Source organism: Streptomyces sp. NPDC093260 (assembly GCF_040683715.1).
GTDB lineage: Bacteria > Actinomycetota > Actinomycetes > Streptomycetales > Streptomycetaceae > Streptomyces > Streptomyces sennicomposti.
In genome coordinates this window covers 223,992-248,872 of record NZ_JBFBEK010000010.1, presented here as the reverse complement: position 1 = coordinate 248,872, position 24,881 = coordinate 223,992, and the positions used below count along the sequence as shown (strand labels likewise).

Annotated in this window: 26 protein-coding genes; 14 read left to right on the top strand and 12 right to left on the bottom strand. The window is 75.1% G+C overall.

Translation table 11 applies throughout. The annotated features are described in order from the left end of the window. Nucleotides 1-143: 143 nt before the first annotated feature. Complete coding sequence (locus tag AB0N63_RS15805; RefSeq protein WP_365529322.1) at nucleotides 144-335, bottom strand: DUF2795 domain-containing protein; 192 nt, start codon at nucleotides 333-335, stop codon at nucleotides 144-146. 188 nt (nucleotides 336-523) lie between these two features. Here AB0N63_RS15805 and AB0N63_RS15800 point away from each other — a divergent pair, with 188 nt between their 5' ends. Then, nucleotides 524-2,125, top strand: coding sequence for an NAD(P)/FAD-dependent oxidoreductase (locus AB0N63_RS15800; protein WP_365529320.1), 1,602 nt, complete (start codon nucleotides 524-526; stop codon nucleotides 2,123-2,125). Nucleotides 2,126-2,175: 50 nt separating this feature from the next. On the opposite strand, the gene AB0N63_RS15795 is transcribed toward AB0N63_RS15800, so the two are convergent. Both AB0N63_RS15795 and AB0N63_RS15790 read right to left on the bottom strand, forming a co-directional pair. Continuing rightward, nucleotides 2,176-3,048: an oxygenase MpaB family protein gene (locus AB0N63_RS15795; RefSeq protein ID WP_365529318.1), complete on the bottom strand. Its 873-nt coding sequence runs from the start codon at nucleotides 3,046-3,048 to the stop codon at nucleotides 2,176-2,178. Between the two features lie 56 nt (nucleotides 3,049-3,104). Beyond that, a complete protein-coding gene (locus AB0N63_RS15790; RefSeq protein ID WP_365529316.1) occupies nucleotides 3,105-3,497 on the bottom strand; it encodes a ferredoxin in 393 nt (130 codons plus the stop codon). A 149-nt stretch (nucleotides 3,498-3,646) separates the two neighbouring features. On the opposite strand from AB0N63_RS15790, the gene AB0N63_RS15785 reads away from it, so the two are divergent. The 7 genes from AB0N63_RS15785 (at nucleotide 3,647) to AB0N63_RS15755 (ending at nucleotide 8,243) form a co-directional block, all read left to right on the top strand. Next, nucleotides 3,647-4,051, top strand: a complete 405-nt coding sequence (locus AB0N63_RS15785; RefSeq protein ID WP_365529314.1) for a ChaB family protein — start codon at nucleotides 3,647-3,649, stop codon at nucleotides 4,049-4,051. 167 nt (nucleotides 4,052-4,218) lie between these two features. Continuing rightward, a complete protein-coding gene (locus tag AB0N63_RS15780; RefSeq protein WP_365529312.1) occupies nucleotides 4,219-4,584 on the top strand; it encodes a DUF6479 family protein in 366 nt (121 codons plus the stop codon). A gap of 51 nt (nucleotides 4,585-4,635) precedes the next feature. After that, entirely contained in the window at nucleotides 4,636-4,989 is a 354-nt protein-coding gene (locus AB0N63_RS15775; protein ID WP_365529311.1) for a hypothetical protein, read from the top strand. 226 nt (nucleotides 4,990-5,215) lie between these two features. Next, nucleotides 5,216-5,707 carry a DUF1360 domain-containing protein gene (locus AB0N63_RS15770; RefSeq protein ID WP_365529309.1) on the top strand — a complete coding sequence of 164 codons (492 nt, stop codon included), beginning with the start codon at nucleotides 5,216-5,218 and terminating at the stop codon, nucleotides 5,705-5,707. Nucleotides 5,708-6,183: 476 nt separating this feature from the next. Beyond that, nucleotides 6,184-7,176 (top strand): dihydroxyacetone kinase subunit DhaK, encoded by a 993-nt coding sequence (gene dhaK, locus AB0N63_RS15765; protein ID WP_365529307.1) that lies wholly within the window; start codon nucleotides 6,184-6,186, stop codon nucleotides 7,174-7,176. A 46-nt stretch (nucleotides 7,177-7,222) separates the two neighbouring features. Beyond that, nucleotides 7,223-7,831, top strand: a complete 609-nt coding sequence (dhaL, locus tag AB0N63_RS15760) for a dihydroxyacetone kinase subunit DhaL (RefSeq protein ID WP_365529305.1) — start codon at nucleotides 7,223-7,225, stop codon at nucleotides 7,829-7,831. 1 nt (nucleotide 7,832) lies between these two features. Further along, nucleotides 7,833-8,243, top strand: coding sequence for a PTS fructose transporter subunit IIA (locus AB0N63_RS15755; protein WP_365529303.1), 411 nt, complete (start codon nucleotides 7,833-7,835; stop codon nucleotides 8,241-8,243). Between the two features lie 515 nt (nucleotides 8,244-8,758). Here AB0N63_RS15755 and AB0N63_RS15750 read toward each other — a convergent pair. Further along, nucleotides 8,759-9,481, bottom strand: coding sequence for a glycoside hydrolase family 75 protein (locus AB0N63_RS15750; protein ID WP_365529344.1), 723 nt, complete (start codon nucleotides 9,479-9,481; stop codon nucleotides 8,759-8,761). Between the two features lie 390 nt (nucleotides 9,482-9,871). On the opposite strand from AB0N63_RS15750, the gene AB0N63_RS15745 reads away from it, so the two are divergent. Both AB0N63_RS15745 and AB0N63_RS15740 read left to right on the top strand, forming a co-directional pair. After that, a complete protein-coding gene (locus AB0N63_RS15745; protein ID WP_365529301.1) occupies nucleotides 9,872-10,879 on the top strand; it encodes a fibronectin type III domain-containing protein in 1,008 nt (335 codons plus the stop codon). A gap of 311 nt (nucleotides 10,880-11,190) precedes the next feature. Then, the gene (locus AB0N63_RS15740; protein ID WP_365529299.1) at nucleotides 11,191-11,724 is read left to right on the top strand and encodes a hypothetical protein; all 534 of its coding nucleotides are present in this window, start codon (nucleotides 11,191-11,193) and stop codon (nucleotides 11,722-11,724) included. A gap of 7 nt (nucleotides 11,725-11,731) precedes the next feature. On the opposite strand, the gene AB0N63_RS15735 is transcribed toward AB0N63_RS15740, so the two are convergent. The 3 genes from AB0N63_RS15735 to AB0N63_RS15725 all read right to left on the bottom strand — a co-directional run bounded on the left by AB0N63_RS15735 (nucleotide 11,732) and on the right by AB0N63_RS15725 (nucleotide 14,917). Further along, nucleotides 11,732-12,316 (bottom strand): PadR family transcriptional regulator, encoded by a 585-nt coding sequence (locus tag AB0N63_RS15735; RefSeq protein ID WP_365529297.1) that lies wholly within the window; start codon nucleotides 12,314-12,316, stop codon nucleotides 11,732-11,734. Between the two features lie 40 nt (nucleotides 12,317-12,356). Further along, nucleotides 12,357-14,372 carry an NADPH-dependent 2,4-dienoyl-CoA reductase gene (locus AB0N63_RS15730; RefSeq protein WP_365529295.1) on the bottom strand — a complete coding sequence of 672 codons (2,016 nt, stop codon included), beginning with the start codon at nucleotides 14,370-14,372 and terminating at the stop codon, nucleotides 12,357-12,359. A gap of 173 nt (nucleotides 14,373-14,545) precedes the next feature. Then, nucleotides 14,546-14,917: a hypothetical protein gene (locus tag AB0N63_RS15725; RefSeq protein ID WP_365529293.1), complete on the bottom strand. Its 372-nt coding sequence runs from the start codon at nucleotides 14,915-14,917 to the stop codon at nucleotides 14,546-14,548. A gap of 278 nt (nucleotides 14,918-15,195) precedes the next feature. On the opposite strand from AB0N63_RS15725, the gene AB0N63_RS15720 reads away from it, so the two are divergent. Continuing rightward, nucleotides 15,196-17,274 (top strand): SpoIIE family protein phosphatase, encoded by a 2,079-nt coding sequence (locus AB0N63_RS15720; RefSeq protein WP_365529291.1) that lies wholly within the window; start codon nucleotides 15,196-15,198, stop codon nucleotides 17,272-17,274. 93 nt (nucleotides 17,275-17,367) lie between these two features. Here the strand turns inward: AB0N63_RS15720 and AB0N63_RS15715 are convergent, their stop codons facing one another. Both AB0N63_RS15715 and AB0N63_RS15710 read right to left on the bottom strand, forming a co-directional pair. Beyond that, nucleotides 17,368-18,186, bottom strand: a complete 819-nt coding sequence (locus AB0N63_RS15715) for a putative protein N(5)-glutamine methyltransferase (protein WP_365529288.1) — start codon at nucleotides 18,184-18,186, stop codon at nucleotides 17,368-17,370. 175 nt (nucleotides 18,187-18,361) lie between these two features. After that, nucleotides 18,362-19,510, bottom strand: coding sequence for a hypothetical protein (locus AB0N63_RS15710; protein ID WP_365529285.1), 1,149 nt, complete (start codon nucleotides 19,508-19,510; stop codon nucleotides 18,362-18,364). A gap of 231 nt (nucleotides 19,511-19,741) precedes the next feature. Here AB0N63_RS15710 and AB0N63_RS15705 point away from each other — a divergent pair, with 231 nt between their 5' ends. Continuing rightward, the gene (locus AB0N63_RS15705; RefSeq protein ID WP_365529342.1) at nucleotides 19,742-20,182 is read left to right on the top strand and encodes a MarR family winged helix-turn-helix transcriptional regulator; all 441 of its coding nucleotides are present in this window, start codon (nucleotides 19,742-19,744) and stop codon (nucleotides 20,180-20,182) included. 230 nt (nucleotides 20,183-20,412) lie between these two features. On the opposite strand, the gene AB0N63_RS15700 is transcribed toward AB0N63_RS15705, so the two are convergent. Both AB0N63_RS15700 and AB0N63_RS15695 read right to left on the bottom strand, forming a co-directional pair. Continuing rightward, nucleotides 20,413-21,168, bottom strand: a complete 756-nt coding sequence (locus AB0N63_RS15700; RefSeq protein WP_365529282.1) for a GNAT family N-acetyltransferase — start codon at nucleotides 21,166-21,168, stop codon at nucleotides 20,413-20,415. Further along, nucleotides 21,165-21,458, bottom strand: coding sequence for a hypothetical protein (locus tag AB0N63_RS15695; RefSeq protein WP_365529279.1), 294 nt, complete (start codon nucleotides 21,456-21,458; stop codon nucleotides 21,165-21,167). The genes AB0N63_RS15700 and AB0N63_RS15695 overlap by 4 nt, the downstream gene beginning before the upstream one ends. 643 nt (nucleotides 21,459-22,101) lie before the next feature. Between AB0N63_RS15695 and AB0N63_RS15690 the strand changes: the two genes are divergently transcribed. Both AB0N63_RS15690 and AB0N63_RS15685 read left to right on the top strand, forming a co-directional pair. Further along, a complete protein-coding gene (locus AB0N63_RS15690; protein ID WP_365529276.1) occupies nucleotides 22,102-22,680 on the top strand; it encodes a hypothetical protein in 579 nt (192 codons plus the stop codon). Nucleotides 22,681-22,939: 259 nt separating this feature from the next. Beyond that, the gene (locus AB0N63_RS15685; protein ID WP_365529274.1) at nucleotides 22,940-23,695 is read left to right on the top strand and encodes a GntR family transcriptional regulator; all 756 of its coding nucleotides are present in this window, start codon (nucleotides 22,940-22,942) and stop codon (nucleotides 23,693-23,695) included. A gap of 96 nt (nucleotides 23,696-23,791) precedes the next feature. Here the strand turns inward: AB0N63_RS15685 and AB0N63_RS15680 are convergent, their stop codons facing one another. Then, a complete protein-coding gene (locus AB0N63_RS15680; RefSeq protein WP_365529271.1) occupies nucleotides 23,792-24,517 on the bottom strand; it encodes a class I SAM-dependent methyltransferase in 726 nt (241 codons plus the stop codon). Between the last annotated feature and the right edge of the window lie 364 nt (nucleotides 24,518-24,881).

Here is a 24,881-nt window from a genome sequence, read left to right as displayed (position 1 = left end):
CCGGCCCGGGGGGGGGGGGGGGCCGGCGGGGGGGGGCGGGGGGGGGGGGGGGGGGGGGGCCGCCGGCGGGCGGGGGGGGGGGGGGGGGGGGGGGGGGCCGGGGGCGGGGGGGGGGGGCGCCCCCGCGGCGGTGGGCGGGGGCGTCACTCGTTGAAGACGGCCTTCTGTACCTCGTTCGGTCCGTCGAAGTGGTCCTGCTTGAGACCGTCGAGCCTGCTGACGATCTTGTCGTCGGCCTTGTTCTTGCGGGCCCGTTCCACCAGGTGCTGTTTGTCCGTGGGGTAGTCGGCGCCGCTGAGGGCCTTCTGGAGGTCGATCGGGCTGAGGTCGGCCATGGGAGCCTCCCGTGGGGGGTGGTGCGGCCGCCGCGGGGGCGGCCGGTCCGTGCTGCGGTTGTCTCTCGCCTGTCGGAGTGCCCAGCGGCGGCGCGGGCATTCAGCCGCCGTCCCGGCTACGGCGCGGGGGCCGGCCGGCCCCGTACGCCCCTCTGGCCGACGCGGATCACACCGTGCTACCAAGAGCCATGAGCGCACACGCGGCACACACCGACCCGTCGGCACCCGGCGGGGCCTACGACGCGGTGATCGTCGGCGGCGGGCACAACGGACTGGTCGCCGCCGCCTACCTGGCTCGCGCCGGGCGGTCGGTACTGGTGCTGGAACGGCTCGACCACACCGGCGGCGCGGCCGTCTCCACCCGCCCCTTCGCCGGCGTGGACGCCCGCCTGTCCCGCTACTCCTACCTGGTCAGCCTGCTGCCCCACAAGATCGTCCGGGAACTCGGGCTGGACTTCCGGCTGCGCACCCGCACCATCTCCTCCTACACCCCCGCCGAACGGTCCGGCCGCCCCACCGGACTGCTCGTCGGCGGCGGCGAGGAACGCACCCGGCACTCCTTCGCCCGTCTCACCGGCTCCGACCGCGAGTACGAGGCCTGGCGCCGCTTCTACGCGCTGACCGGCCGCGTCGCCGAGCGCGTCTTCCCCACCCTCACCGAGCCGCTGCCCACCCGTGAGGAACTGCGCCGCCGCGTGGACGACGAGGAGGCGTGGCGGATCCTGTTCGAGGAGCCGATCGGCGTGGCCGTCGAGGAGAGCTTCGCCGACGACCTGGTGCGCGGCGTCGTCCTGACCGACGCCCTGATCGGCACCTTCGCCGACGCCCACGACCCCTCCCTGGCGCAGAACCGCTGCTTGCTCTACCACGTGATCGGCGGCGGCACCGGCGCCTGGGACGTGCCGGTCGGCGGCATGGGCGCCCTCACCGACGCGCTCGCCGACGCGGCCCGCTCGGCCGGCGCGCACCTCGCCACCGGCCACGAGGTCCTGCGGATCGCCTCCGACGGCGGCGAGGCCGAGGTCGCCTACCGCACCGGCGACGGCCGCGAGGGCACGGTCGGCGCCCGGCACGTCCTGGTCAACGCCTCCCCGCAGGCCCTGGCCGCACTGACCGGCGACACCCCGCCGGAGCCGGCCGAGGGCGCCCAGCTGAAGGTGAACATGCTGCTCAAGCGGCTGCCCCGGCTGCGCGACACCGCCGTGGACCCGCGCGAGGCGTTCGCCGGCACCTTCCACATCGCCGAGGGCTACGGCCAGCTGGCCGCCGCCCACGCCGAGGCCGCCGCCGGGCGACCGCCCGCCGTGCCGCCCTCGGAGATCTACTGCCACTCCCTGACCGACCCCGGCATCCTCGGCCCCGGCCTGGCCGAGCGGGGCTACCAGACGCTCACCCTGTTCGGCCTGCACACCCCGGCCCGGCTCTTCGCCGCCGACCACGACGCCGTACGGGACGAACTGCTCGGGGCCACGCTCGCCCAGCTCGACGCCCACCTCGCCGAACCGCTCGCCGACTGCCTGGCCACCGACGCCGAGGGACGGCCCTGCATCGAGGCGAAGACGCCGCTCGACCTGGAGCGCGACCTCCGTCTGCCCGGCGGCAACATCTTCCACCGGGCGCTGAGCTGGCCGTACGCGCAGGAGGGCGCCGGCCGCTGGGGCGTGCAGACCCGGCACCCCAACGTGCTGCTGTGCGGGGCGGGCGCCGTGCGCGGCGGCGGGGTCAGCGGGGTGCCCGGGCACAACGCGGCCATGGCGGTGCTGGAGGGACGGGGGGACCCCGGTGACTGAAGGCCTCCGCCGCGGCGACGGTGAGCGAACGCCGTGGCTCGCTGGGCCGGTCAGTGTGCCGCCCGGTAGGGGGCCGGGCGGGTCTCGGGGCCGAGCCGGGCCACCGCGCGCAGTACGTGTTTCGGCGGGAGCTGCCAGCGCACCCGGGCCGGGATGCGGCGCAGCAGGGCGCCCGTGGTGCGCAGCCGTCGGGTGACGACGGCGGGCGCGGGCGCCGCTCTGCCGTACAACTCGTGGGCGTACGGCGGCAGGGCGGCGTACGCCAGATGTGCCACGCGCCGCCACAGCACCTCGCGCGCCGGGACGAGCAGGGGGTGGGTGGGCGGCCGGAGCAGGAAATCGTCCACGGCGCGCGCGTCCGCTCCTACGGCGAGGTGAGGTCGCACCGCCTCGAAGTAGGCGGCCAGCTCGGCCCGGCTCGCGGGCACGTCGGCGGGGTGGAGGCCGACCAGGCGGGCGCTCTCGCGGTGTTCGGCGACATAGCGGTCGGCCTGGGCGTCGGTCAGCGGGAACCCGGAGCGGCTGAGCACGTGCAGATAGGAGTCGATCTCCGCGCAGTGCACCCACAGCAGCAGTTCGGGCGCGTCGACCGGGTACCGCTCCCCCGTGTCCGGGTCGGTGGCCGACAGCATGCGGTGGATCCTCCGCACCCGTGCGCCGGCGCGTTCGGCGGAGGCCGTGGTGCCGTACGTCGTCGTGCCGACGAAGTCCGCGGTGCGCCGGAGGCGGCCCCAGGCGTCGCGCCGGAAGTCGGAGTTCTCCATCACCGCGCGCACCGCACGCGGGTGCAGAGCCTGGAGGTACAGGGCCCGGATGCCGGCGATCCACATCATGGGATCGCTGTGCAGCTGCCAGGTGACCGAGCCGGGGCCGAACAGGCCGGGGTCGCGCGCGGGGGTGCTCTGCGTCCGTTCCGTCTCCATCCCGGCAGGCTAGCGCCGCGGCGGCGGCCGGGGCAGGGGCGGTGCCACGGAGCCGGTCAGGCCAGGGTCGCGAGGAACTCCTCGCAGGCCTTGGCGCAGGTGCGGCAGGCGTCCGCGGTGCCCTCCGCGCCCGGGTGCCGGTCGAAGACGTGCGCGCTCTCCAGGCACACGGTCCGGCACCACTCCACCTGGGTGCGGATACCGGCCTCGTCCTGGCAGTTCTGCTCGGACAGGACGCGGCAGGTCGTGTCGCAGACCTCCGCGCACATGATCCCCTTGCGGCGCAGGAGTTCCTGCTCCTCGTCGCCGCCCGGGTCCACCAGGCTCGCGCGCAGGGCACAGGCCCGCGCGCACTCCGTGCACGCCTGCGCGCAGGCGAACCGGTCCTCCAGGAACTGGACGAGTTCCTGTTGCGAAGTCGTCGATGGGGTCGTAGGTGTCGAAGTCACGTCCGGCCGGGTAGCCGGTGCAACTCCCGCCAAACCCGGTGCTCCCAAGGGGTGCGGCCGTTTTTCGCCGCCCGCCGGGGGCACCCGTCCGGCCCGTGGGACACGGAGGACGGGGCCCGTGGGACACCTACGACGAGAGGTGAGGATCAGTGCCCGGACGACAGGAGCTGCCGTCGACGCTGGAGCGTTCCTCCGAGGACGCCCAGCGCACCTGGATCAAGGCCCATGACTCGGCCGTCGAGACGTACGGCGAGGGCGAGCGGGCGCACCGGGTGGCGTACGGCGCGCTCAAGCACATGTACGAGAAGGTCGGCGACCACTGGGAGCGCAAGGAGGGCGGCCGGAAGGGTCCCTCAGACCCGCGGTCGGCACGGCCCCGCGGCCAGGGCGGCCGCAGCGGCGAGGGCGTGGACGAGGGCGCCTCCAAGGAACACCTGTACGACGTGGCGAAGCGGCTCGGCATCGAGGGGCGTTCGCACATGTCGAAGGGCGAACTGCTGGACGCCATCCGCAAGGCGAACCGCTCCAGCACCCGGCGGGCGCGGGAGGAGTGAGCCCGCGGCGGTGTGCGCGTCGTGTCGCAGCGGCGGGTGGGGATTGCCTCCGCCGCGACGACGAGCCGGCGGGTGCGGGCCGGTGCGGCGGCGTGCGCGAGACGACGGCCGGCGGGTGTCGCCCGAGTGGACCGGTTCGTGGTCCCGGCCCGGGGTACCCGCGCTCCATGAGTACCGCATCGCTGGACATCGCCGCAGCCCAGGGCACCAACGTCTGGCCGTTCGCAGGCATCGGCCTCGTGGTGGTGGCCCTGCTGATCGGCGCCTTCTTCCTGGGAGCCCGTATCCGCCGCCGTGAGCCCCGGCCGCCGCGCCCGGAGGAGCAGCCGCGTCTGCCCGAGTCGGGACCCGTGGGCGAGGTTCTGGAGAACCGTGAGCCCGACGAGGTGCCCACGGGCGGCGACCGCCTGACGCCGCACCGGCTGAACGCGCACGGCAACCTCGGTTCCCGGACCAGCGCCGAGCAGGCGCGCCCCCGCTGGAACGAGGGCGGCAGCGGCTCGTTCGGCAGCGGTGGGCCCGGCGGTCACTGACCCCGCCGGCCCGCACCGCATGAGGCCGTCGTACAGAGGGAAGTGAGAGCCATGGCCGATGACCCCGGCCGCAGTACCCTGCCCCTGCCCGACTACGACCACCTGCCGCTCGGCGCGCTGGAGAGCCGCGTGCGCTCCCTGTCCGCCGGGGAGGTCGAGGAGCTGCTCGCCTTCGAACGCACCCACGCCGACCGGCTGCCGGTCACGGAGGTGCTGACCGCCCGGCTGGAGCAGCTGAAGGCGGGCGCCGAGCCCACCGGGGGCGATCCGAGGGCGCTGCGCCCCGAGCAGGGCGGGACCCGGGCGGGCTCCCCGGTGACCCCGGCGACCTCGCCGCAGCCGTCCAGTCCGCCGCCGCACGGCACACCCGACCAGCGGGGCAAGCCGAAGGGCGACCGTACATAGAGCGGGTGTCACACCTGGTCCCGGTACCGGCGCACGGACGACCGTGCGCCGGTACCGGTGTGTATGACGCCGACCCGGGTCCTTCGTGCTGCCGTGCTCCCTGCCGACTGCCGCCGCCGGGAGCGCCGCTGAGGACGTGTGCGTGTGACCGGCGAGGGTGCGGGGCACCCGGGGCCGGGTGACGACCGGGCCGGCGCCGTGGCCCGGCAGGGCGAGGGAGGTTTCCATGGCGGACGCGAATCGGTCCTACGACGACGGGGGCGAGGTCCCCCTGGCCGGGTACGCGGCGCTCGCCACGACCTTCGCCGCGAGTGCGGCGCTGTTCGCCGCGGCGGCCCGGCGGCGGGGCGTACGCCTGCCCGACCGCGTCCCCCCATGGGACCTGCTCCTGCTTGGCGCGGCGACGTACAAGGGGTCGCGCCTGCTGACCAAGGACAAGGTGACGAGCTTCCTGCGCGCCCCCTTCACCCGCCGCGGCGAGGAGATCCCGGCGGGCGAGGTGATGGACGAGCCGCGCGGCAACGGGGTGCGGCGGGCCGTCGGCGACCTGGTGTCGTGCCCGTTCTGCAGCTCGGTGTGGGTGGCCGGCGCGCTGGTCGGCGGGTACGCGTGCGCGCCCCGGGCCACCCGGCTGGTGTGCGCGGGCCTCAGCGCGGTGACGCTGGCGGACTGGCTGCAGTACGCGTGGAGCTTCACACAGCAGCGCGTGGAGGGCTGAGGGACCCTCCGGCCCACCACTCCGCTCCGGGCCGTACCGCACCGTTCGGCACGAAGAGCGCGGGAGAGGCCGGTGTTCCCCGGAGACCATCTCCGGGGAACACCGGCCTCTCCCGCGCGCGACGATGCGTGCGGGGGTGCCGGTCGCCGGTCGTGCAGCCCGCGGTGCAGGGCGCGCGCCGCCCCCGGCACGCCCCCGTCCGGCTCGTTCCCGCCTTCCTCATCACCGTCGCCGCACGTGACCTTCGGTGCCGCAGGGCCGATACTGCCGAGGGGAGCGCTGCGGCCTCCTCGTGTCCGCCCGTCCGACTTGCCTGAGGACCCGTCAAGGGGGTCAGCATGAAGTCAGCGCCCGCACCGCCGGGGGCCTCCTCCGACCCCCGCCCCCGACCACCCGGACCAGCACCGCCCGTACCCGCCTTGACCAGCGAAGAAGCAGGTCGGAGCCGTGCCTGTTAAGCTCACCAGGAGGTACCCATGAGGATGCTCATCAACGTCGCCGAGACAGTCGTCGCGGACGCCCTGCGCGGTATGGCCGCCGCCCATCCGGAACTGACGGTCGACGTGGAGAACCGGGTGATCGTACGGCGGGACGCCCCCGTGGCCGGGAAGGTCGCCCTGGTATCCGGCGGCGGGTCCGGGCACGAGCCGTTGCACGGCGGGTTCGTGGGGCCGGGAATGCTGTCTGCGGCCTGTCCGGGTGAGGTCTTCACCTCCCCGGTCCCCGACCAGATGGTGCGGGCCGCGGCGGCGGTGGACAGCGGCGCGGGCGTGCTGTTCGTCGTCAAGAACTACACGGGCGACGTGCTCAACTTCGACATGGCCGCAGAACTGGCCGAGGACGAGGGCATCCAGATCGCCAAGGTGCTGGTCAACGACGACGTCGCGGTCACCGACAGCCTGTACACGGCGGGGCGGCGCGGCACCGGGGCCACCCTGTTCGTGGAGAAGATCGCGGGCGCGGCGGCCGAGGAAGGGCAGCCGCTGGAGCGGGTGGAGGCCCTCGCCCGGCAGGTCAACGAGAACTCCCGCAGCTTCGGCGTCGCGCTGAGCGCCTGCACCACCCCCGCCAAGGGCTCCCCCACCTTCGACCTGCCGGCCGGTGAGCTGGAGCTGGGCATCGGCATCCACGGCGAGCCGGGCCGCGAGCGGCGGCCGATGATGACCTCGGGCGAGATCGCCGACTTCGCGGTCAACGCCGTCCTGGAGGACCTGAACCCGCGCAACCCCGTGCTGCTGCTGGTCAACGGCATGGGCGCCACTCCGCTGCTGGAGCTGTACGGCTTCAACGCCGAGGTGCACCGGGTCCTCGCCGAGCGCGGGGTGGCCGTCGCCCGCACGCTGGTCGGCGACTACGTCACCTCCCTCGACATGGCGGGTGCGTCGGTCACGCTGTGCCAGATCGACGAGGAACTGCTGCGGCTGTGGGACGCGCCGGTGAACACGCCCGGTCTGCGCTGGGGCGCCTGACCGCCCGGCCGTGCCTGGACCGTACCTACCACGTAAGGGAGACCCCGTGCTCGACGCCGACTTCTTCCGCCGTTGGATGACGGCGACCGCCGCCTCCGTGGACCGCGAGGCCGACCGCCTCACCGCCCTCGACTCTCCGATCGGGGACGCCGACCACGGCAGCAATCTGCAACGCGGGTTCACGGCCGTGGCGGCCGCGCTGGAGAAGGAGGCCCCGGACACGCCCGGCGGGATCCTCACCCTGGCCGGGCGGCAGCTGATCTCGACGGTCGGCGGGGCGTCCGGGCCGCTGTACGGGACCCTGCTGCGCCGGGCCGGCAAGACGCTCGGCGACGCCGCCGAGGTGAGCGAGGAGCAGTTCGCCGAGGCGCTGCGGGCCGGTGTGGACGGGGTGACGACGCTGGGCGGCGCGGCACCGGGCGACAAGACGATGGTCGACGCGCTGGTACCGGCGGTGGAGGCGCTGGGCGACGGTTTCGCGGCGGCCCGTTCCGCCGCCGAGGACGGGGCCGAGGCGACGACCCCCCTGCAGGCCCGCAAGGGCAGGGCGAGCTATCTGGGCGAGCGCAGCATCGGGCACCAGGACCCCGGCGCCACCTCGTCCGCGCTGCTGATCGCGGCGCTGGTGACGGCGGCCGAAGGGGCGGAGGGCTGACATGGGAGACGGCAAGCTGGTCGGGATCGTGCTGGTGTCGCACAGCGCGACGGTGGCGGAGTCGGTGTCGGAACTGGCGAAGGGGCTCGCGGGCGGCGGAGTGGCGGTCCCGGTGGCCGCTGCGGGCGGACGGCCGGACGGCGGGCTCGGCACCAGCGCGGAACTGGTGTCCGCCGCGGCGGCCTCGGTGGACCGGGGCGCGGGCGTCGCCGTCCTGACCGACCTCGGCAGCGCGGTGCTCACCGTGAAGGCGCTGCTCGCCGAGGGCGACGAACTGCCCGAGGACACCCGCCTGGTGGACGCCCCGTTCGTGGAGGGCGCGGTCGCCGCGGTCGTCACGGCGGCCACCGGGGCCGACCTCGACGCTGTGGCGACGGCGGCCACGGAGGCGTACAGCTACCGCAAGGCCTGACCCCGCCGGCACGGCCGCCGCCCGGGCCGCCCGGCCGACACGCACGGCGTGCTCCGCGCCTGCCGCCCGGCCGGAGCCGCACGGCGCGGGCCGCGTACGGCCGGCACGGCCCCACGCCGTCGCCGCCGGGGACGGGTGACGCTCGCGCCGCCCGCGCCGCCCGTCCCGAACGGGCGGCGCGCTCCTGGCCGCCCGGTGCCGCACCGTCGTCCCGGTGCGGTGCGGCCGCCGATCCCTCCGGACGGGTGGTCGCCGCCGGCCGCTCCACCGCGCCACGGACGTCCGGCCTCGCCGGCCGCCCTGGCCGCCCTGGCGGCCCTGGCCGCCTGCGGCTGTCTCCCCGTAGGGACCCCGGTCCGGAAGCGGCCGACCGGCCGTCGGCGGGAGGCGGGGGCGCCGGACCGGGGCCCGGCTCCGCGCTCGGGCGCGCGGTTGTCGCCCGCTGTGAACGGGCGGGGTCCGTGGCGGCAGCCGACGCGGACCACGCGTGGCCCGCGTCGGACGGCGTAGCGGCGTCAGCCGGTCGGTACTGCCGCGCCGGCGCGGTCGACCAGGCGGCGGGCCAGCCGCTCGCCCTCCGCCACGGCCGCCGCGTGGTCCTCGATGGGCCTGACGCGGGAGTGCTTGAAGACGATGTAGGTCACGCCCGAGCGGGCCCCGCCGCCGCGCGGGTCGGCGGGGATGCCGAGGCGCCGGGCGGCGGCGTAGGAGGCCTCGCCGATGAGGTTGCGCGGCCCGGTGTCGCCGACGACCGCGTACTGCACCCGGCCCCGGTAGACGACGGCCGCGACCGACCCGCCGCCGACGGAGTGGTCGCGGTGGTCCCAGACCCGGCTGGGGGCCGGCAGCACGATGTACGGCAGCCGTTCGGCGTTCAGCCGACGGCCGTCGGACTGCTGGTAGGCCGCGGAGGACGAGAAGTGCGGGTCGGTGCGGCGGTTGCAGCGGCGGGTGGGCCGGCCGTCGCAGTCGATGTCCAGATCGGCCTTCCAGAAGACGGCGCCGGGCAGCCCGCAGACCGGGATCGTCGCGGGTTCGCCGGCGTCCGGGCGGAGCCGACCGCGCGAGACCTGCGCGCAGCCGCGGACCAGCGCCAGCAGGTCGGCGGCGCGGACGCCCCCCTCGCTCCGCGCCGTCGGCTCCTCGTGGGACCGGTGCGGCGCGGGGGCGGCGGGCAGCGTCGTCGGAGCGAGCAGGGCGGCGCTCGCCGCGACGAGCGTCAGCGACTGGACACGCACGATACGGAACCTCTCCTCGGGGACATGGAAGGACATTCCTCATATATGAGATGAATGTGATCGTGCGGCCCACGTTAGGTGACCGGGCGGCGCATGGCCCGCAACACATGCAGGGCGGCCGGGGACCGAAGCCGCGCGGGCCCGGTCCCCGGCCGCCCGCGCCGGCGCGGCGACAGCGACGACAGCGGTCCGCGCCTCGGCACGAACTGGCGCGTCACGGACGGCAGTTCGGCCGGGTTGACGCCAGCATACGGAACGCGCCCCGAAGGTCGCCAAGGGCCTTGACGCACCGCCCTCTTGATGCGCCCTCAGCGAGGCGGCATATTGGTCCGGACCATTGACCGTGCGGCGTCTGTCCGTCCGCGCCGCAGTTGACGGGGAGGCAGCCTCGTGCGACGCGTTACGGGTCCCGTTCACCGCCGTGGCAGCGTCCCCGGGCGTGTCGTCGCCGTCTGCGGCGCGCTCGCCCTTCTCGCCGGCTGCGCGCAGGGCGCGGCGGACGACGGCGACGGCGGGCTGCCCGGGGCGCCCACCGGGGTCACCGCCGCGGCAGGCAGCGCGACCAGCGTGCACGTCATGTGGAACGCGGTGCCGGCGCGGCCGGGCGTCCGCGGTTACGAGGTGTACCGCGGCGGCACGAAGGTGCGGGACGTGCCGGCGTCCGAGCACATGGTGGACGTCACCCGGCTCGCCCCGGCGACCACGTACGCCTTCACCGTGCGGGCCCGGGACGCCGACGGGCGGCTCGGGCCGCGCAGCCGGGAGGTCCGGGCGATGACGCCGGCCGCCGCGGCGGCGGACCGCTCGGCCCCGACCCGCCCGCTCGCCCCGCACGGTCGGGCGGTCGGCAGCCGGGTCGTACAGCTGTCCTGGTCCCCGTCGGCGGACGACCGCCACGTGGCCTCGTACGACATCTTCCAGGGCACGACGAAGATCCACAGCGTGGGCGGGAGCCAGACGGCGGCCGTGGTCACCGGGCTGCGGCCCGGCACCTCCTACTCCTTCACCGTCCGGGCCCGCGACGCGGCCGACAACCTCTCCCCCGCGAGCGCCCCGGTCCGCCTGACCACCGCGCCCGGCTCCGACGACGGCCGGGGCACCGCGCCCGCCTCCTTCCACGCGGCGACCCACCGCACGGACGGCGCCTACTACCTCGACCTGGACTGGGTCGCGCCGCGCACCGACGGCGTGGTGACGGAGTACCAGGTCCAGCTCGACGGGCAGCCGGCCACCTCCCTCGTCTGGGGCGGGGACGCGCCGCGCGGGAAGGCGACGTACAGCTTCTACCTGGGCCGCGAGGCCGGCCAGAGCCATCGGGTGCGGTTGCGCGCCCGGCTGCCCGACGGCACCTGGGGCGGCTTCACACTCGAGCTCACGGTGACCACGGGGCGGCCGTAGACCCGCGGGGGCGGCGGGCGGCGGGCGGCGGGCGGGACCGTGACCGCCGTCCGGCCGTCCGTCGGAAGACCGCCCGGAGCGCGGAGACGGCCGGCGCGGGGCCGTCCGGGTCCCGCGCGGGCCGTGACCCGCGGGGGCACTTCGTCCGCGCGCGGCGCTCCGGGCCGCGGTCGCCGTCACCCGAGCGGCCGCGCCGGGGGTGCGGCGGACGGGCGGGAGGCGTTGGCTGCCCGTGAGGCAGCACGGGCGATTCCCTTCCTCCGGCGGCACATGGGGTGGTCCGCCGACCGTGCCGCCGGAGGAGAAGTCCCATGCACGACACCCAGCCGCTCCTCCGCTCCGCGCCGGTCGTGGCGGCCGCCGCCCTCGCTCTCGGGCTCGCCGCCGGACCGGCCGCTGCGGGGCCGGGCATCTCCGTGAAGGCCATCGGCACCACGGTGTCGGTCACCACCAGCGCGTGCACCCAGGTCGACGGCGGCTGGGGAACGGCCTCGCTGCTCAGCAGCGGTCAGACCAGCTTCGCACAGGGCCGCCGGATCGCCCTGGCGGGCACGACCGTCAGCCAGTCGGCGGCCTGGCAGAGCGTGCCGCCGGGCACCTACACCGTGATCGTGGTGTGCGCGAACAACATCACCGCCGGCACCCAGTCCGTCGTCGTCTCCGCCGCCTCCGCCCCGGCGGTCTCCGCCACCTCGGCGCCCTCGCGCGGGGTGGCGGGCGGTCTCGGTGGCGCGGCCAGGGACTACGGGCCGCTCACCCTGGCCGTCGGCGGCGGACTGGTCGGCCTGGCGCTGATCGCCACCGGCTGGGTGCTGCGCCGCCGCTCCAGTCCGTACCAGCTCTGACCGGGCGTCAGGTCGCGTCGCCTGACGGGCGGTCGGTCTCCGTGTCACCCTCGTCCGACGGCAGTTCGCCGAACTCGGCCACCGCGTCGCGCAGCCACTGCGTCCAGAAGGTCTCCAGGTCGATGCCGGCCCGGAGCACCAGATGGCGCAGCCGGTCCGGCGAACTGTCCTTGCCGGGCGGGAAGTCGCGCTCCTCGATCTCCCGGTACTTCGCCAACTGCCGCTCGTGCAGTTCCAGATGGCGTTCGAGGTCGTGCGCCAGGCCGTCGGTGCCGACCACCGCCGCGGCGCGCAGCCTGAGCAGCAGGGTGTCCCGGAGCGGCTTGGGGTCCTGGGCCGCCGCCGTCCAGCGGGCCAGTTCGGCACGGCCCGCGGGCAGGACCTCGTAGCTCTTCTTCTGCCCGCGGGCCGGCTGCTCGGCGGGCAGGGCGCGGATCATGCCGTCCGCCTCCAGTCTGCCCAGCTCCCGGTAGATCTGCTGGTGCGTCGCCGACCAGAAGTAGCCGATCGACTTGTCGAAGCGGCGCGTCAGCTCCAGCCCCGACGACGGCTTCTCGAGGAGGGCGGTGAGGATCGCGTGCGGGAGTGACATGCGGTCATCCTAGGGAAGGCCGTCGCCGCCCACGCCGTCCCTACAGCGCCGCCGCCAGTTCCGTGCCCTGCTTGATCGCGCGCTTGGCGTCCAGCTCGGCGGCCACGTCCGCACCGCCGATGAGGTGGACGGAGCGGCCCGCGGCGACCAGTTCCTCGTACAGGTCGCGGCGCGGTTCCTGGCCGGTGCACAGCACGACGGTGTCCACCTCCAGCACCGTGCTCGCGCCGTCCACGGTGATGTGCAGGCCCGAGTCGTCGATCCGGTCGTAGCTGACGCCGGGGACCATGGTGACGCCGCGGTGTTTGAGCTCGGTGCGGTGGATCCAGCCGGTGGTCTTGCCGAGTCCGGCGCCGACCTTGGTGGTCTTGCGCTGGAGCAGGTGCACGGTGCGCGGCGGCGCGGGCCGCTCGGGCTCGGCGAGACCGCCGGGGGCGCGGTAGTCCATGTCGACGCCCCAGGCCCGGAAGTAGGCCGCCGGGTCCTCGCTCGCCTTGTCGCCGGGGTCGGTCAGGTACGCGGCCACGTCGAAGCCGATGCCGCCCGCGCCGAGGATCGCGACCCGGTCGCCGACGGGGGCGCCGTCGCGCAGGACGTCGAGGTAGCCGACGACGCTGGGGTGGTCGACGCCGGGGATCTCGGGGGTGCGCGGGGTGACGCCGGTGGCGACGACCACCTCGTCGTAGCCGTCGAGGCCGTCGGCGCCGACCCGGGTGTTCAGCCGCACCTCCACACCGTGCGCGTCGAGCTGGTGGCGGAAGTAGCGCAGGGTCTCGTCGAACTCCTGCTTGCCGGGGACCCTGCGGGCGACGTCGAGCTGGCCGCCGATCTCGCTCGCGGCGTCGAACAGGGTGACCCGGTGGCCGCGTTCGGCCGCCGAGACGGCGCAGGCGAGGCCGGCCGGCCCGGCGCCGACGACGGCGACGTGCTTGCGCCGCCGGGTCGGGGAGAGCACCAGCTCGGTCTCGTGGCAGGCGCGCGGGTTGACCAGGCAGGAGGTGATCTTGCCGCTGAAGGTGTGGTCGAGGCAGGCCTGGTTGCAGCCGATGCAGGTGTTGATGGCCTCGGGCCGGCCGGCGGCGGCCTTGTTGACGAAGTCGGGGTCGGCGAGCATCGGGCGGGCCATGGAGACCATGTCGGCGCAGCCGTCGGCGAGCAGCCGCTCGGCGACGTCGGGGGTGTTGATGCGGTTGGTGGTGACGAGCGGGACGGAGACCGCGCCCATCAGCTTCTTCGTCACCCAGGTGTAGGCGCCGCGGGGCACGGAGGTGGCGATGGTGGGGATGCGCGCCTCGTGCCAGCCGATGCCGGTGTTGATGAGGGTGGCCCCGGCGGCCTCGACGGCCTTGGCGAGTTCGACGACCTCCTCCAGGGTCGAGCCGCCCGGCACCAGGTCGAGCATGGAGAGCCGGTAGACGACGATGAAGTCCTCGCCGACCGCCTCGCGCACCCGGCGCAGGATCTCCAGCGGGAAGCGGGTGCGGTTCTCCCGGGAGCCGCCCCAGCGGTCGGTGCGGCGGTTGGTCCGCGCGGCGGTGAACTCGTTGATCAGGTAACCCTCGGAGCCCATGATCTCCACGCCGTCGTAGCCGGCCTGCCGGGCGAGACGGGCGGTGCGGGCGTAGTCGTCGATGGTGCGCTCGATGTCGGCGTCGGTGAGTTCGCGCGGCACGAAGGGGCTGATGGGGGCCTGGAGGGGGCTCGGGGCGACCAGGTCGCGGTGGTAGGCGTAGCGGCCGAAGTGCAGGATCTGCAGGGCGATCCGGCCGCCCTCGCCGTGCACGGCGTCGGTGACGACCCGGTGCTCGGCGGCCTCTTCCTCGGTGGTGAGCTTGGCGCCGCCCTCGTAGGGGCGCCCCTCGTCGTTGGGGGCGATGCCGCCGGTGACGATGAGGCCGACTCCGCCGCGGGCGCGGGCGGCGTAGAACGCGGCCATCCGTTCGAAACCGCGCTCGGCCTCCTCCAGGCCGATGTGCATGGAGCCCATCAGGACGCGGTTGGGCAGGGTGGTGAAACCCAGGTCGAGCGGGCTCAGCAGGTGCGGGTAACGGCTCATCGGGCCCTCCGTGGCGAAGTCGTACCCGCTAGTTGTAGAGGACGCCGGAGCGTTTGTGCAACTAGTTGCACAAACGCTGGGTGCGCCGACCCGACGGCAGAGGACGGGATCGCGTCACTCCGACGGCCGTACGGCCACCGTCTTCCTCACGGGGCGGCGGCCGTACGGCGGACTCAGCGGGTCTCCAGCCGCACGTGCAGCTCGCGCTCCTGGTCGCCGGAGGCCGAGCACAGGTCCTGGACGGTGAACAGGGAGTCCAGGGTCGTGCGGAACCGGTCGATCGCCCAGTAGCCGCCCTGCGCGTCGGCCGTGACGGACGCCCCCAGCCGGGTGGGCCCACACTCGGCCCCGTGCGACTCGGCCACGTCGAAGGTGCCGAGCCACACCGTCGGACGCACCTCGTGGAAGTCGCGCGGCACGTCGCCCTCGCACCGGTCGGAGTCGTAGCAGGCGCACAGGGCGTCGAACACGATCCGGGCGTCTTCCTTGCTGCACCCGCTCAGCTCCACCGAGACGGACTCCGGGTGCGCTCGCTCGCTGACCATCGTGATCGCTCCTCTCATGCCGCGCCGCAGTGCCGCGCGGGCTGTCGAAGCCGGGCCCCGCCCTCGTCCCCAGCAAAGCACCACCCGGCGGCGGGAGCACCACCGGCGGCTCTCCCCGGCCGGTCGGGAAGCGGTCCTTCCGGCCGATTCGGCGGGACGGCCGCCCGGGTGGTGAGGGATGGTGGTAGGAGGCGACGGACCCTCGGAGAGGTGAACGTGGGCGCGGTGCAACGGGGCGTGGCGGCGGGCCGCCCGGACGGGCGAAGGCGGTGCGGGCGATGAGCGCGGCCGGGGCGCCCTCCGCCGAGGGCGGGGAGCCGGCCGTCGGACCGGTGCCCCCCAGCGGGCTGCTCGACGTGCTGGGCGTGGCCTCGGTGGTACTGGACGCCGAGGGCCGCATCGTGCTGTGGAGCCCGCAGGCCGAGGAGCTGTTCGGCTACACCGCGCACGAGGCGCTGGGCCGACTGGCCGCCCCGCTGATGGTGCACAAGGAGCACCTGGACGTGGTGGTGAAGCTGTTCGCCGACGTCCTGCTCACCGGCAAGGGCTGGGCGGGGGCCTTCCCCATCCGGCACAAGGACGGCAGCACGCGGATGGTGGAGTTCCGCAACATGCGCCTCCTGGACGACCGCGGGGACGTGTACGCGCTCGGACTCGCCGCCGACCAGTCGACCGTACGGCGCCTGGAGCGGGACGTGGCGCTGTCGGAGCGGATCGTCTCGCAGTCCCCGATCGGGCTGGCGGTGCTGGACACCGAGCTGCGCTACGCCTCCGTCAACCCGGCCCTGGAGCGGATCGACGGCGTCCCGGCCGCCGAACGCCTCGGCCGTACGATCTCCGAGGTGCTGCCGCAGCTCAACGCGGAGGAGGTGGAGTCCGCCACCCGCCGGGTGCTGGAGACCGGACAGCCGGTGGTCGACGTCTTCGCCGTGGGCCGGACCCCGGCCCAGCCCGACGAGGACCAGGCCTGGTCGATCTCGCTGTACCGGCTGGAGGACGCCGTCGGCACGATCCTCGGCGTGGCCGTGTCGATCGTGGACGTCACCGAGCGCTACCGGGCGGGCATCGAGGCGGAGGCCGCCCGGCACCGCCTGGCCCTGATCGCCGACGCCTCCGCCCGGATCGGCACCACCCTGGACCTGGACCGCACGGCGCGGGAGCTGGCCGACGTCGCCGTGCCGGAGCTGGCCGACGTGGCGGCCGTGGACCTGCTGGACGCGGTGGTCGGCGGCCGCCGCAGCAGCCTGGGCCCCACCGAGCCGGCGGTGTTCCGGGCGCTGGCCGTCCGGGCGGACCGCGCGGCGGACGCCCTGGAGGCCGCCGACCCGCCCGGCCAGATCGCCGGCTACGGCCCCGACCGCCTGGTCACCCAGTGCGTGCGCACCGGACAGCCGGTGCTGGTGGCGCAGGTCAAGGAGGAGGACCTGACCTGCATCGCCCGCTCCCCCGAGGCGGCCGTGCTGCTCGGCCGCGCCGGGGTGCACTCGTATCTCGCCGTGCCGCTGATCGCGCGCGGCGAAGTCCTCGGCGCGCTGGACCTCAAACGCACCCGCAATCCGCGGCCCTTCGGTGAGGACGACGTGCTGCTGGCCCGGGAGCTGGCCTCCCGGGCGGCCGTGCAGATCGACAACGCCCGCTGGTACCAGAACGCCCGCGACACCGCTCTCACCCTCCAGCGCAGTCTGCTGCCCCGGCACCCGTCCGTCACCGGCGGGCTGGAGGTCGCCTCCCGCTACCAGCCGGCCGGGGCCACCACCGAGGTGGGCGGCGACTGGTTCGACGTGATCCCGCTGGAGGACGACAAGACGGCGTTGGTGGTCGGGGACGTGATGGGCAGCGGGATCAGCGCCGCCGCCACGATGGGCCGGCTGCGCACCGCGACCAAGGCGCTGGCCTCGCTGGACCTGGACCCGGCCCGGCTGCTGGAGCACCTGGACCGGATCACCGACGGCCTGGACCACTCCATCGCGACCTGCCTGTACGCCGTCCACGACCCGCGCCTTCGCCAGTGCCGGATCGCGAACGCCGGGCACCTCCCCCCGGCCCGGGTCCGCCCCGGCCGGCCGGCGGAACTGCTCGACCTGCCCACCGGGGTGCCGCTGGGCGTCGGCGGCGTGCCGTTCTCCACCACCACCGTCGGTCTGGAGCCGGGCGACCAGCTGGTCCTCTACACCGACGGGCTGGTGGAGACCCGGCGGCACCCGCTGGACGAGCGGCTGGACACGCTGCTGTCCCTGCTGGACGATCCGGAGCGCCCGCTCGAAGAGCTGTGCGACCTGCTGCTGCGGACCCTGCACCAGCCGGACAACCACGACGACGTGGCCCTGCTGGTGGCCCGCGCACAGCCGCTGAAGTAAGACGGGGCCACGTGCGGCCGTGACGTGATCCGGGGTCGCGCGCAGCCGCCGGCGTGACCTGCGGGGGACCCGAAGCGGCCGCCCCCGGCGGGGCTACCGCTTCGTGCCGACGACCACGGTGGCGTACAGCTCCGCCGAGACGGCGAGGCGGGCGGCGAGTCCGGCCGCGGCGAAGGCGGCCAGGGCGGCGGGCGCCTGCCGTTCGCTCGTCTCGGTCAGCAGGCAGCCGCCGGGGGCGAGCCAGCCGGGGGCCTCGGCGGTGACGCGGCGCAGGACGTCCAGGCCGTCGGCGCCGCCGTCCAGGGCGGCCGCGGGTTCGTGGTCGCGGGCCTCCGGCGGCAGCAGCGCGACCTCGTCCGTGGGGACGTAGGGGACGTTCGCGGCGAGGATGTCGACCCGCCCGCGCAGGGTGGCGGGAAGCGCGTCGAACAGGTCGCCCGCGTGGACCCGGCCCGCGACGGGGGCCACATTGCGGCGGGCGCAGCGCACCGCGACCGGGTCGATGTCGGCGGCGTGCAGTTCGACCGGCCCGAGCGCGGTGGCCAGCGCGGCGCCCACCGCGCCCGATCCGCAGCACAGGTCCACGACGAGGGAGGCGTGCGGCGCCTGTGCCAGGGCCTCGTCGACGAGGAGTTCGGTACGGCGGCGGGGCACGAAGACGCCCGGTTCCACGGCGATCCGCAGCCCGTGGAACTCGGCGAATCCGAGGACCTGTTCGAGGGGCAGACCGGAGGCGCGCCGGCGCACCGACTCGGCCACCTCGCCCGGGGTGCGGGCCGCCGCGAGGATCAGCTCGGCCTCGTCCTCGGCGAAGACGCAGCCGGCCGCACGCAGTTCGGCGACGACCGCGGCGCGGGAGAGCGGCGGGCAAGGCGTGGCGGACGTGGCGGAAGAGGGGGGATGTTCGGACATGGCGGAGGCCTTTCGGGAGGCGAAGGGGCGCTCCCGCGGTCACCTGGCGGAGGTGAACCGCGCCGTTCCGTTCCGGGAGGAGAGCACCCGACCTGACACTGCGGTAATGGGTCTCACCTCCTCGGCCTCCGGCGGCCGGGACTGTCCGCGACCGCAGGTCACTTTACCCCAACCCTCAGACGGCGACGGTCTCTTCGGCCTCCTCCTCGGCGGCCTCGGCCGCCTCCCGGGCGCGGGCGTCCTCGTCGGCGTCACGGGCCGGGAGCCCGGACGCGGGCGCGGGCGCGGGCGCGGAGTGGGCGGCGGCCGCATGGGCTCCGCCTGCCGTGTGCGCACCGCCCGCCGCGTGGGCTCCGTGGCCGCCCGGGGTGCGCAGTCGCTCGTAGCCGGCCGCGAGCGCGGTGACCGCGAGGCCGAGCAGGAGCCACACCACCAGCGTCCACACCTCGCGGCCCAGGCCGTCGCTGCCGAAGTACAGCAGGCTGCGGGCGCCCTCGACGAAACCCGCGCCGTTCCAGAAGGCGTGCAGGGCGCCGAAGAAGCCGTTCTGCAGCTCGGGCCGGAACAGCCCGCCGGAGCTGGTGAAGTTGAGCATCACGAACAGCACCATCATGGTGAGCGTGGTCCACCGCTTGAGGAAGGTGTGCAGGCCCACGCCGATGAAGAGGATGCCGGCGGAGTAGAGCCAGGCCATGCCCCAGACGCCCGCGAGGTCGTGGTGCGCGAGGTGGAAGACCGGCCCGGCGAGCAGGACGCCGATCCCGCTCACCACCGCCGACACACCCAGCGTGAGCAGCGCCCGGACCCGCATCGGCAGCGCGGCACCGGCCGCGCCGAGGGCGGCGACGGAGGCGTACGAGCCGATGCTCAGCGCGATCAGCAGGAAGAACAGGCCCTGTCCGGTGGGGTCGTCGGCGGCCGGCCGGGCCACGTCGGTGACCGTCAGCGGGCGGCCCTGCTGCGCCGCGACCGGGGTGAAGACCTTCTCGACCGCCGTCGCGCCCATGTCGGAGGCCGCGCTGGCGACCATCAGCTCGGGGGCCTTGGCGCTCGCCACGTACGCCCCGGTGATGTCCCGGGACTCGAGCAGGTTTACGGCCTCGGTGCGGGTGGCCACGGTGCGGACGTCGAGCTGGTCGCCGGCCCGGTCCTTGACCGTCTGCGCGAAGACCTTGGCCCCGGGTCCCTCGCCGACCACCGCGACGGGCAGATGGCGCGGCTCCGGCGTCACGAACGCGCCCATGTACGCAAGTCCCATGCCCAGGCACATCAGCAGCGGGGTGATCAGGTGGGTGAGCACATGGCGCAGCGCGGGCGACCTCATCGCTCGGTCCTCCATCGGTCGGAATGCGGGTTCGGCAGTCGGTCGGGCTCCTGGCCGAACCATTGGTTGGCTTATACAACTCCTGCTTCGGTTGTACTATACAACCAGCGAGCCGGGGAGGTAGCCGTGACAGCAGGCGAAGGACGGGACGAGACCGCCGTCACCCGTGGCGGGGCCGCGGCCGACGACGCGTTCGTCGCCGCCGAAAGAGCGGCCGTCGACGTCGACGGCGTGCCCGCCGGGGAGACGGCGGTGGAGGCCATCCAACGCGAGATGACGGTCTTCGCCCGCCGGGCGAGGGCCTCGGCGGGCCGGATGCACCCCGAGTTGTCCCTGGTGTCGTACACGCTGCTGGGACATCTGGAGGAGCGGGGCGGCTGCCGCGCCACCGACCTGGCCGCGCACTACGCACTGGACAAGTCCACGGTCAGCCGCCAGGTCGGCGCGCTGGAGCGGACCGGTCTGATCGAACGGCGCCTGGACCCGGAGGACCACCGGGTGCAGGTGCTGCACCTGACCGACGCCGGCCGGCAGATCCTCGCCCAGGTCACCGAGAGCCGCCGGGCGGCCTTCCGGGAACGGCTGGCGGACTGGCCGGCCGAGGATCTGGAACGGTTCGCGGGCTACCTCACCCGCTACAACGCCTGGACGCCGCCCGCCGGCGCCCGGTGACGCGGCGAGGGCGGGGCGGGCTACGGCGCCGGCGCCCGCGACGGCAGCAAGTGCGCAGCCAAGGCGCTGGCGGCCGCGACGGCACGGGAACGCCGGTGCCGCGCTCATCAGGACGGCGCCAGGGGTGCGATGCGGCGGCGGTGCCGTGACGGCGTCGAGGAGGCGCGTCTGCCGCGCGGGCTCCGCAGCGCCCGCGCCGCCGCGGCGTCCGGCCGCCGCCGTCGTGACGGCTACGCCACCGGTACGGCCTCCCGCCCGTCGGCCAGGCGTTCGGGTACGCGGGCGGCGAGGAACGCGGTGCGCCGACGCAGCCGGAAGCCCAGGGACTCGTACAGCCGTATGGCATTGGTGTTCCCGGCTCCGGTGTGCAGGAACGGTGTCTCGCCGCGCTCGCGGATGCCGTGGGCGACGGCGAGGATCAGCCGGGTGGCGAGTCCCTGGCCGCGGAAGGCGGGGTCGGTGCAGACCGCGCTGATCTCGGTCCAGCCGGGCGGGTGCAGCCGCTCCCCCGCCATCGCGACGAGTGCGCCCTCGCGCCGGATGCCCAGGTAGCGGCCGAGTTCGACGGTGCGCGGCAGGAACGGTCCCGGCCGGGTGCGGGAGACCAGGTCGAGCATCTCCGGCACATCGGCCGGGCCGAGGCGGACCGCTTCCGGATCGGGCGCGGCGGCGAGACCGTCGTCCACCAACTGCACGCCCTCGACGTGGAACGTCACCTCCCAGCCGTCCGGGATCCGGCCGCGGTAGCCGGGCAGCGGGACCTCGGCGCCGGGTCCGGCGAGGGCGGCCAGATCGGCCCAGTCGTCGGCGTCGGGCTCGTCGGGCAGCGCAAGCCACGGCGACACGTCCGGGGGGTAGCGCAGCACCCGGCCGCGCCGCTCGGCGAAATGGGCGTGCGGTCCGGTCAGCGAGGCCAGGGCCGGGTTGTCGAGGATGTGGCCGCCTGCCGGGGAAGGGACGCAGGGGACGGTCGTCGTCGTGCTCACGCGGTCACCCCCGCGAGGGCGTCGCCGCCCCGGGACGGCGCGGCGACGCGGGGTACTCCGGCACCGACGACCGCCTCGAACACCCGGAGCACCCGGTGTACCCGGAGCGCCCCAGGGTTGTCGCTCGGACCGCGCGAGCCCGTGCGCGGCGTACGACCCGCGGCGGCCGCCGTCACGGTCCGCACGGCTGCGACTGTCCGGCCCGAGCCCGGTCGGGGCCGGCCCACGTCCACGGGCACCGCCGGCTCCCGGCCGTCGCCGTGCCGGGTGAACACGTATGCCTTCGGCATGCTCCCACTCTCCTGCCTTCGTTCCCACCGGCCGCGGGCGCCCGCGGCCGACACGCCCCGTGCAAGAAAGATCACCGGACGCCTATTCCCGGGGCGCGGGAGAGTTCATACGGCCGTCACGATGGGGCCCTGCCGGGCCCGGACCGGCTTCTCGGCGGGCGGAGAGCAGGGGTGCCGCCGACGCCTTCCGCCGCTGCGAGGCGCCGTCCGGCGGCGGTGCCCACGGACGGTTTTGCGTCGACTGTTCTCTCCGGCCCGGACCGGTGACCGCGTCCGCAGGCGCGCTCGCCGGGGCCGTGTGTCCCGGCCGTTCCGGCCATCGCGGTCCGCCGATCGCGTCGGGTGACACCCGCGCCGACGGGACCGGCCGCCGGTCGCCTCCGGCGGGCCCGATCAGCCATGCGGCTCCGGTCTCCGCCACACCGCCGGCCCGGCACACCCGCACCCGCCGGCAGACCGTTCACGCCAGTCACCCCCGCACCCGACCACCGCCGCCCCGTCACACCGGCCGAGCGATCGCGCCACCGGTCACCGGCCATCCCGCGCCCCGGCGGTTTCGGGGCGGGACCGGCGGGCACTTCGTCTGAGGTCGTGATGAACTCGCGCCGTCCGCACGCGAGTTCGCGGCGGTGAGGGGGTCGGCATGCGAGGGCAGGTGCGCGGTCGGCGGCGCAACCCGCTGCGGCGCAGGTCGGACGTCGTCCGGACATGGGCCGCCCTGCTCTTCGCGGTCCTCGCGTTCGCGGGCGCACCGCTGCTCGGACTCGCCACCGCCCTCTGGGCCTACGACGGGGCACGCGCCGAGCAGGCGGCGCAGCGCGCCGACCGGCACCGGGTCAGCGCCGAGGCCGTCGACGACACCCGTGCCCAGCCGCTCCCGGCACCGGCCCGGCCGGACCGCGCCTACCCGGTGACGGTGCGCTGGACGCAGCCCGGCGGGGAGCCGCGCACGGCGACGGCGCGCTTCCGGGACGAGGTACGGCCCGGCGACCGGGTGGAGGTGTGGCTGGACTCCCGGGGCCAGGTCGTCACCGCGCCCGTGACCGACGCCGACGTCTGGCAGCACGCGCTCGGCTTCGGCGGCTACACGACCGGCGGCGCGGTCGCCGTCCTGCTGCTGGGCCGCGCGGCCGTCCGCCGGGTCGCCTGGCGTCACCGGATGGACGAGTGGGAACGCGCCTGGGCCCGCACCGGACCGCAGTGGAGCAGACGCCGCGCGTGACCGGCGAAGGGCCGCCTCCGCGAGCCGGCCCGGACCCGCCGCGACAGCCCGTCCGGCGTCCGGCGTTCGCCTTCCCCGCCGCACCGACCGCGCTTTCCCGGAGGGACTTCACCCTTCCCGGAGGGTCGTCCGAGGGCATCTGCTGAAAGGTTTCGGCCGAATCCCCGGAGCGGGCTTCCCAGCTGGTTTAGACCAATGTTAGACCTGGTGGCGCAATGAGCCCGAGTGGCTACCGTACGTCATCAACAGGAGGCGCGGCATGGCCCGCACCACCCCCCACGACCGCCCAACGACACGAGCGAGGGCCGAAGGAGGTCCGCTGTACTGGACAGTCGCCACCAAGCTCCTCGACGAGCTGCGCGACGGCGCCTTCCCGCCCGGTGAACGGCTGCCGGGCGAGCGGCAGTTGGCCGCGCACTTCCGGGTCAGCCGGGAGACCGTGCGGCAGGCGCTGGAAGTGCTGCGCCGCGACGGGCTGGTCGCCACCGACCGGCGCGGCAGCCACGCCGCGCTGACCGGACCGCCCGTCGAGGCGCCCTTCCGCCTGACCTTCCCCGTCGGCGCCCGCCCCGGTGACCCGGACGCCCGCGACCGGACCGCGGTGGTCTGGGAGACGCCCCCGCCGGAGCACGCCGCCGCGCTCGGCCTCGCCCCGCACCGGCCCACCCTGATGCACCGCTACCGGTCCACCGCGGCCGACGGCACCGACCTGCGCACGGCGGTGACATCGTTTTCCGCCGTGGCCCTCGCGGAGGTCCCCGAACTCGCCCGCTACCGCTACCGCGCCTACGGCTCCGGCGGCGCCCAACTGCACCGGGCCTACGACTGGATGCGCCGGGCGGGCCTGACCCTGCACCACCGCGACTCGATCACCCGGCTCGCGGACGGCTCTTCGGTGCGCGTCACCCGGCGCGTCCACGACCAGTACGCCCGCCCGCTGGAGATCACCGATCTGCTCGTGGACGCCGGACAGGACGCCCTCGTCTACGAGTTCACGCTCCCCGCGGCGGTCTAGGGGCTCTCGTCCGGATCACGCCGGGCTCGCGGGGCGTGATCCGCGTGATCCGGACGAAAGACCCCAGCCCCCGCCGCCGCACGGGCCGCCGGTGCGTCAGGGCAGCCTGCGGGCCGCGATCAGCCGGGCCCGGGGGCTGCCGTCGGCGCGCCGGCCGAACATGGGCATCGGATACAACTCCACCTGGAAGCCGACGTGTTCCAGCTCGCGCAGCACATCGCCGAAGCGGTGGGCGCGATAGTACATGACGAACGGCGGCCGCCACACGGCGTTGCGCACCCGCATGACCGCGTCGAAGCCGAGCAGCGTCCAGAACGCCCGGGAGCCTGGCGGGGGCGGGGCGAACACCGGAAGGGCGAACACGCCGCCGGGGCGCAGCACCGAGTGCACCTGCCCGAAGAGCGCGGGCAGTTCGGCCGGCAGGAAGTGCCCGAGCGCGCCGAAGCTGACGACCAGGTCGAAGGCGGCGGTGAACGGCAGGGCACGGGCGTCGGCGCGCACCCAGGCGGTCCGGACGGCGGCGCGCGGGGCGCACCGCCGGGCGACGTCGAGCATCCCGGAGCTGAAGTCGACGCCGGTCACCGTCCCGCGGCACACCCGCGCCAGCACGTCCAGCCCGGCGCCGGTCCCGCAGCACAGGTCCAGCCCGTCGCCGTACGGCCCGGTCCGCTCCAGCACGGAGCCGACCGCGTCGAGCACCGACGCGGGTGTCCGGAAGGGGGTGCGGTCGAACTTCGGTGCGAGCAGGTCGTAGCCGTGCTCGACGGAGGACAGAGCCTGCACGGCGAGTTCGCGGAGGGTGGGTCCTTCGGGGCTGAACATCCCCGTCAGCCTAGACCGCCGGAGGCCGCGGGGACATGCACGGCCACTGCGGGGACCGGGTGGGACCGGCCTCCGGGAGGTTTGTGGTACCTTGCATGCAGCACCTCTCTACGCCCTCTCTTCGGGCCGGGTGCGAGCGGGTCTCCCGCTCCTCCGTCTGCCGCTCCGGCCAACCAGTCCGGCGATCGGCACATCGGCTTTCCCCACCACCTCGTACGCCAGGCGCCGTGCCGGGCCGCCGTACCGAGGTGCGTTTCCCCGCCGCCGAAGGCAGCCGCACGCGCCTTCCCCTCGCGGCCGTTCCCCCCTCTCCGTTTCTTCTCCTCCGCACGGGTTCCGTGCCGGCCGTCCGTGAAAGGACACC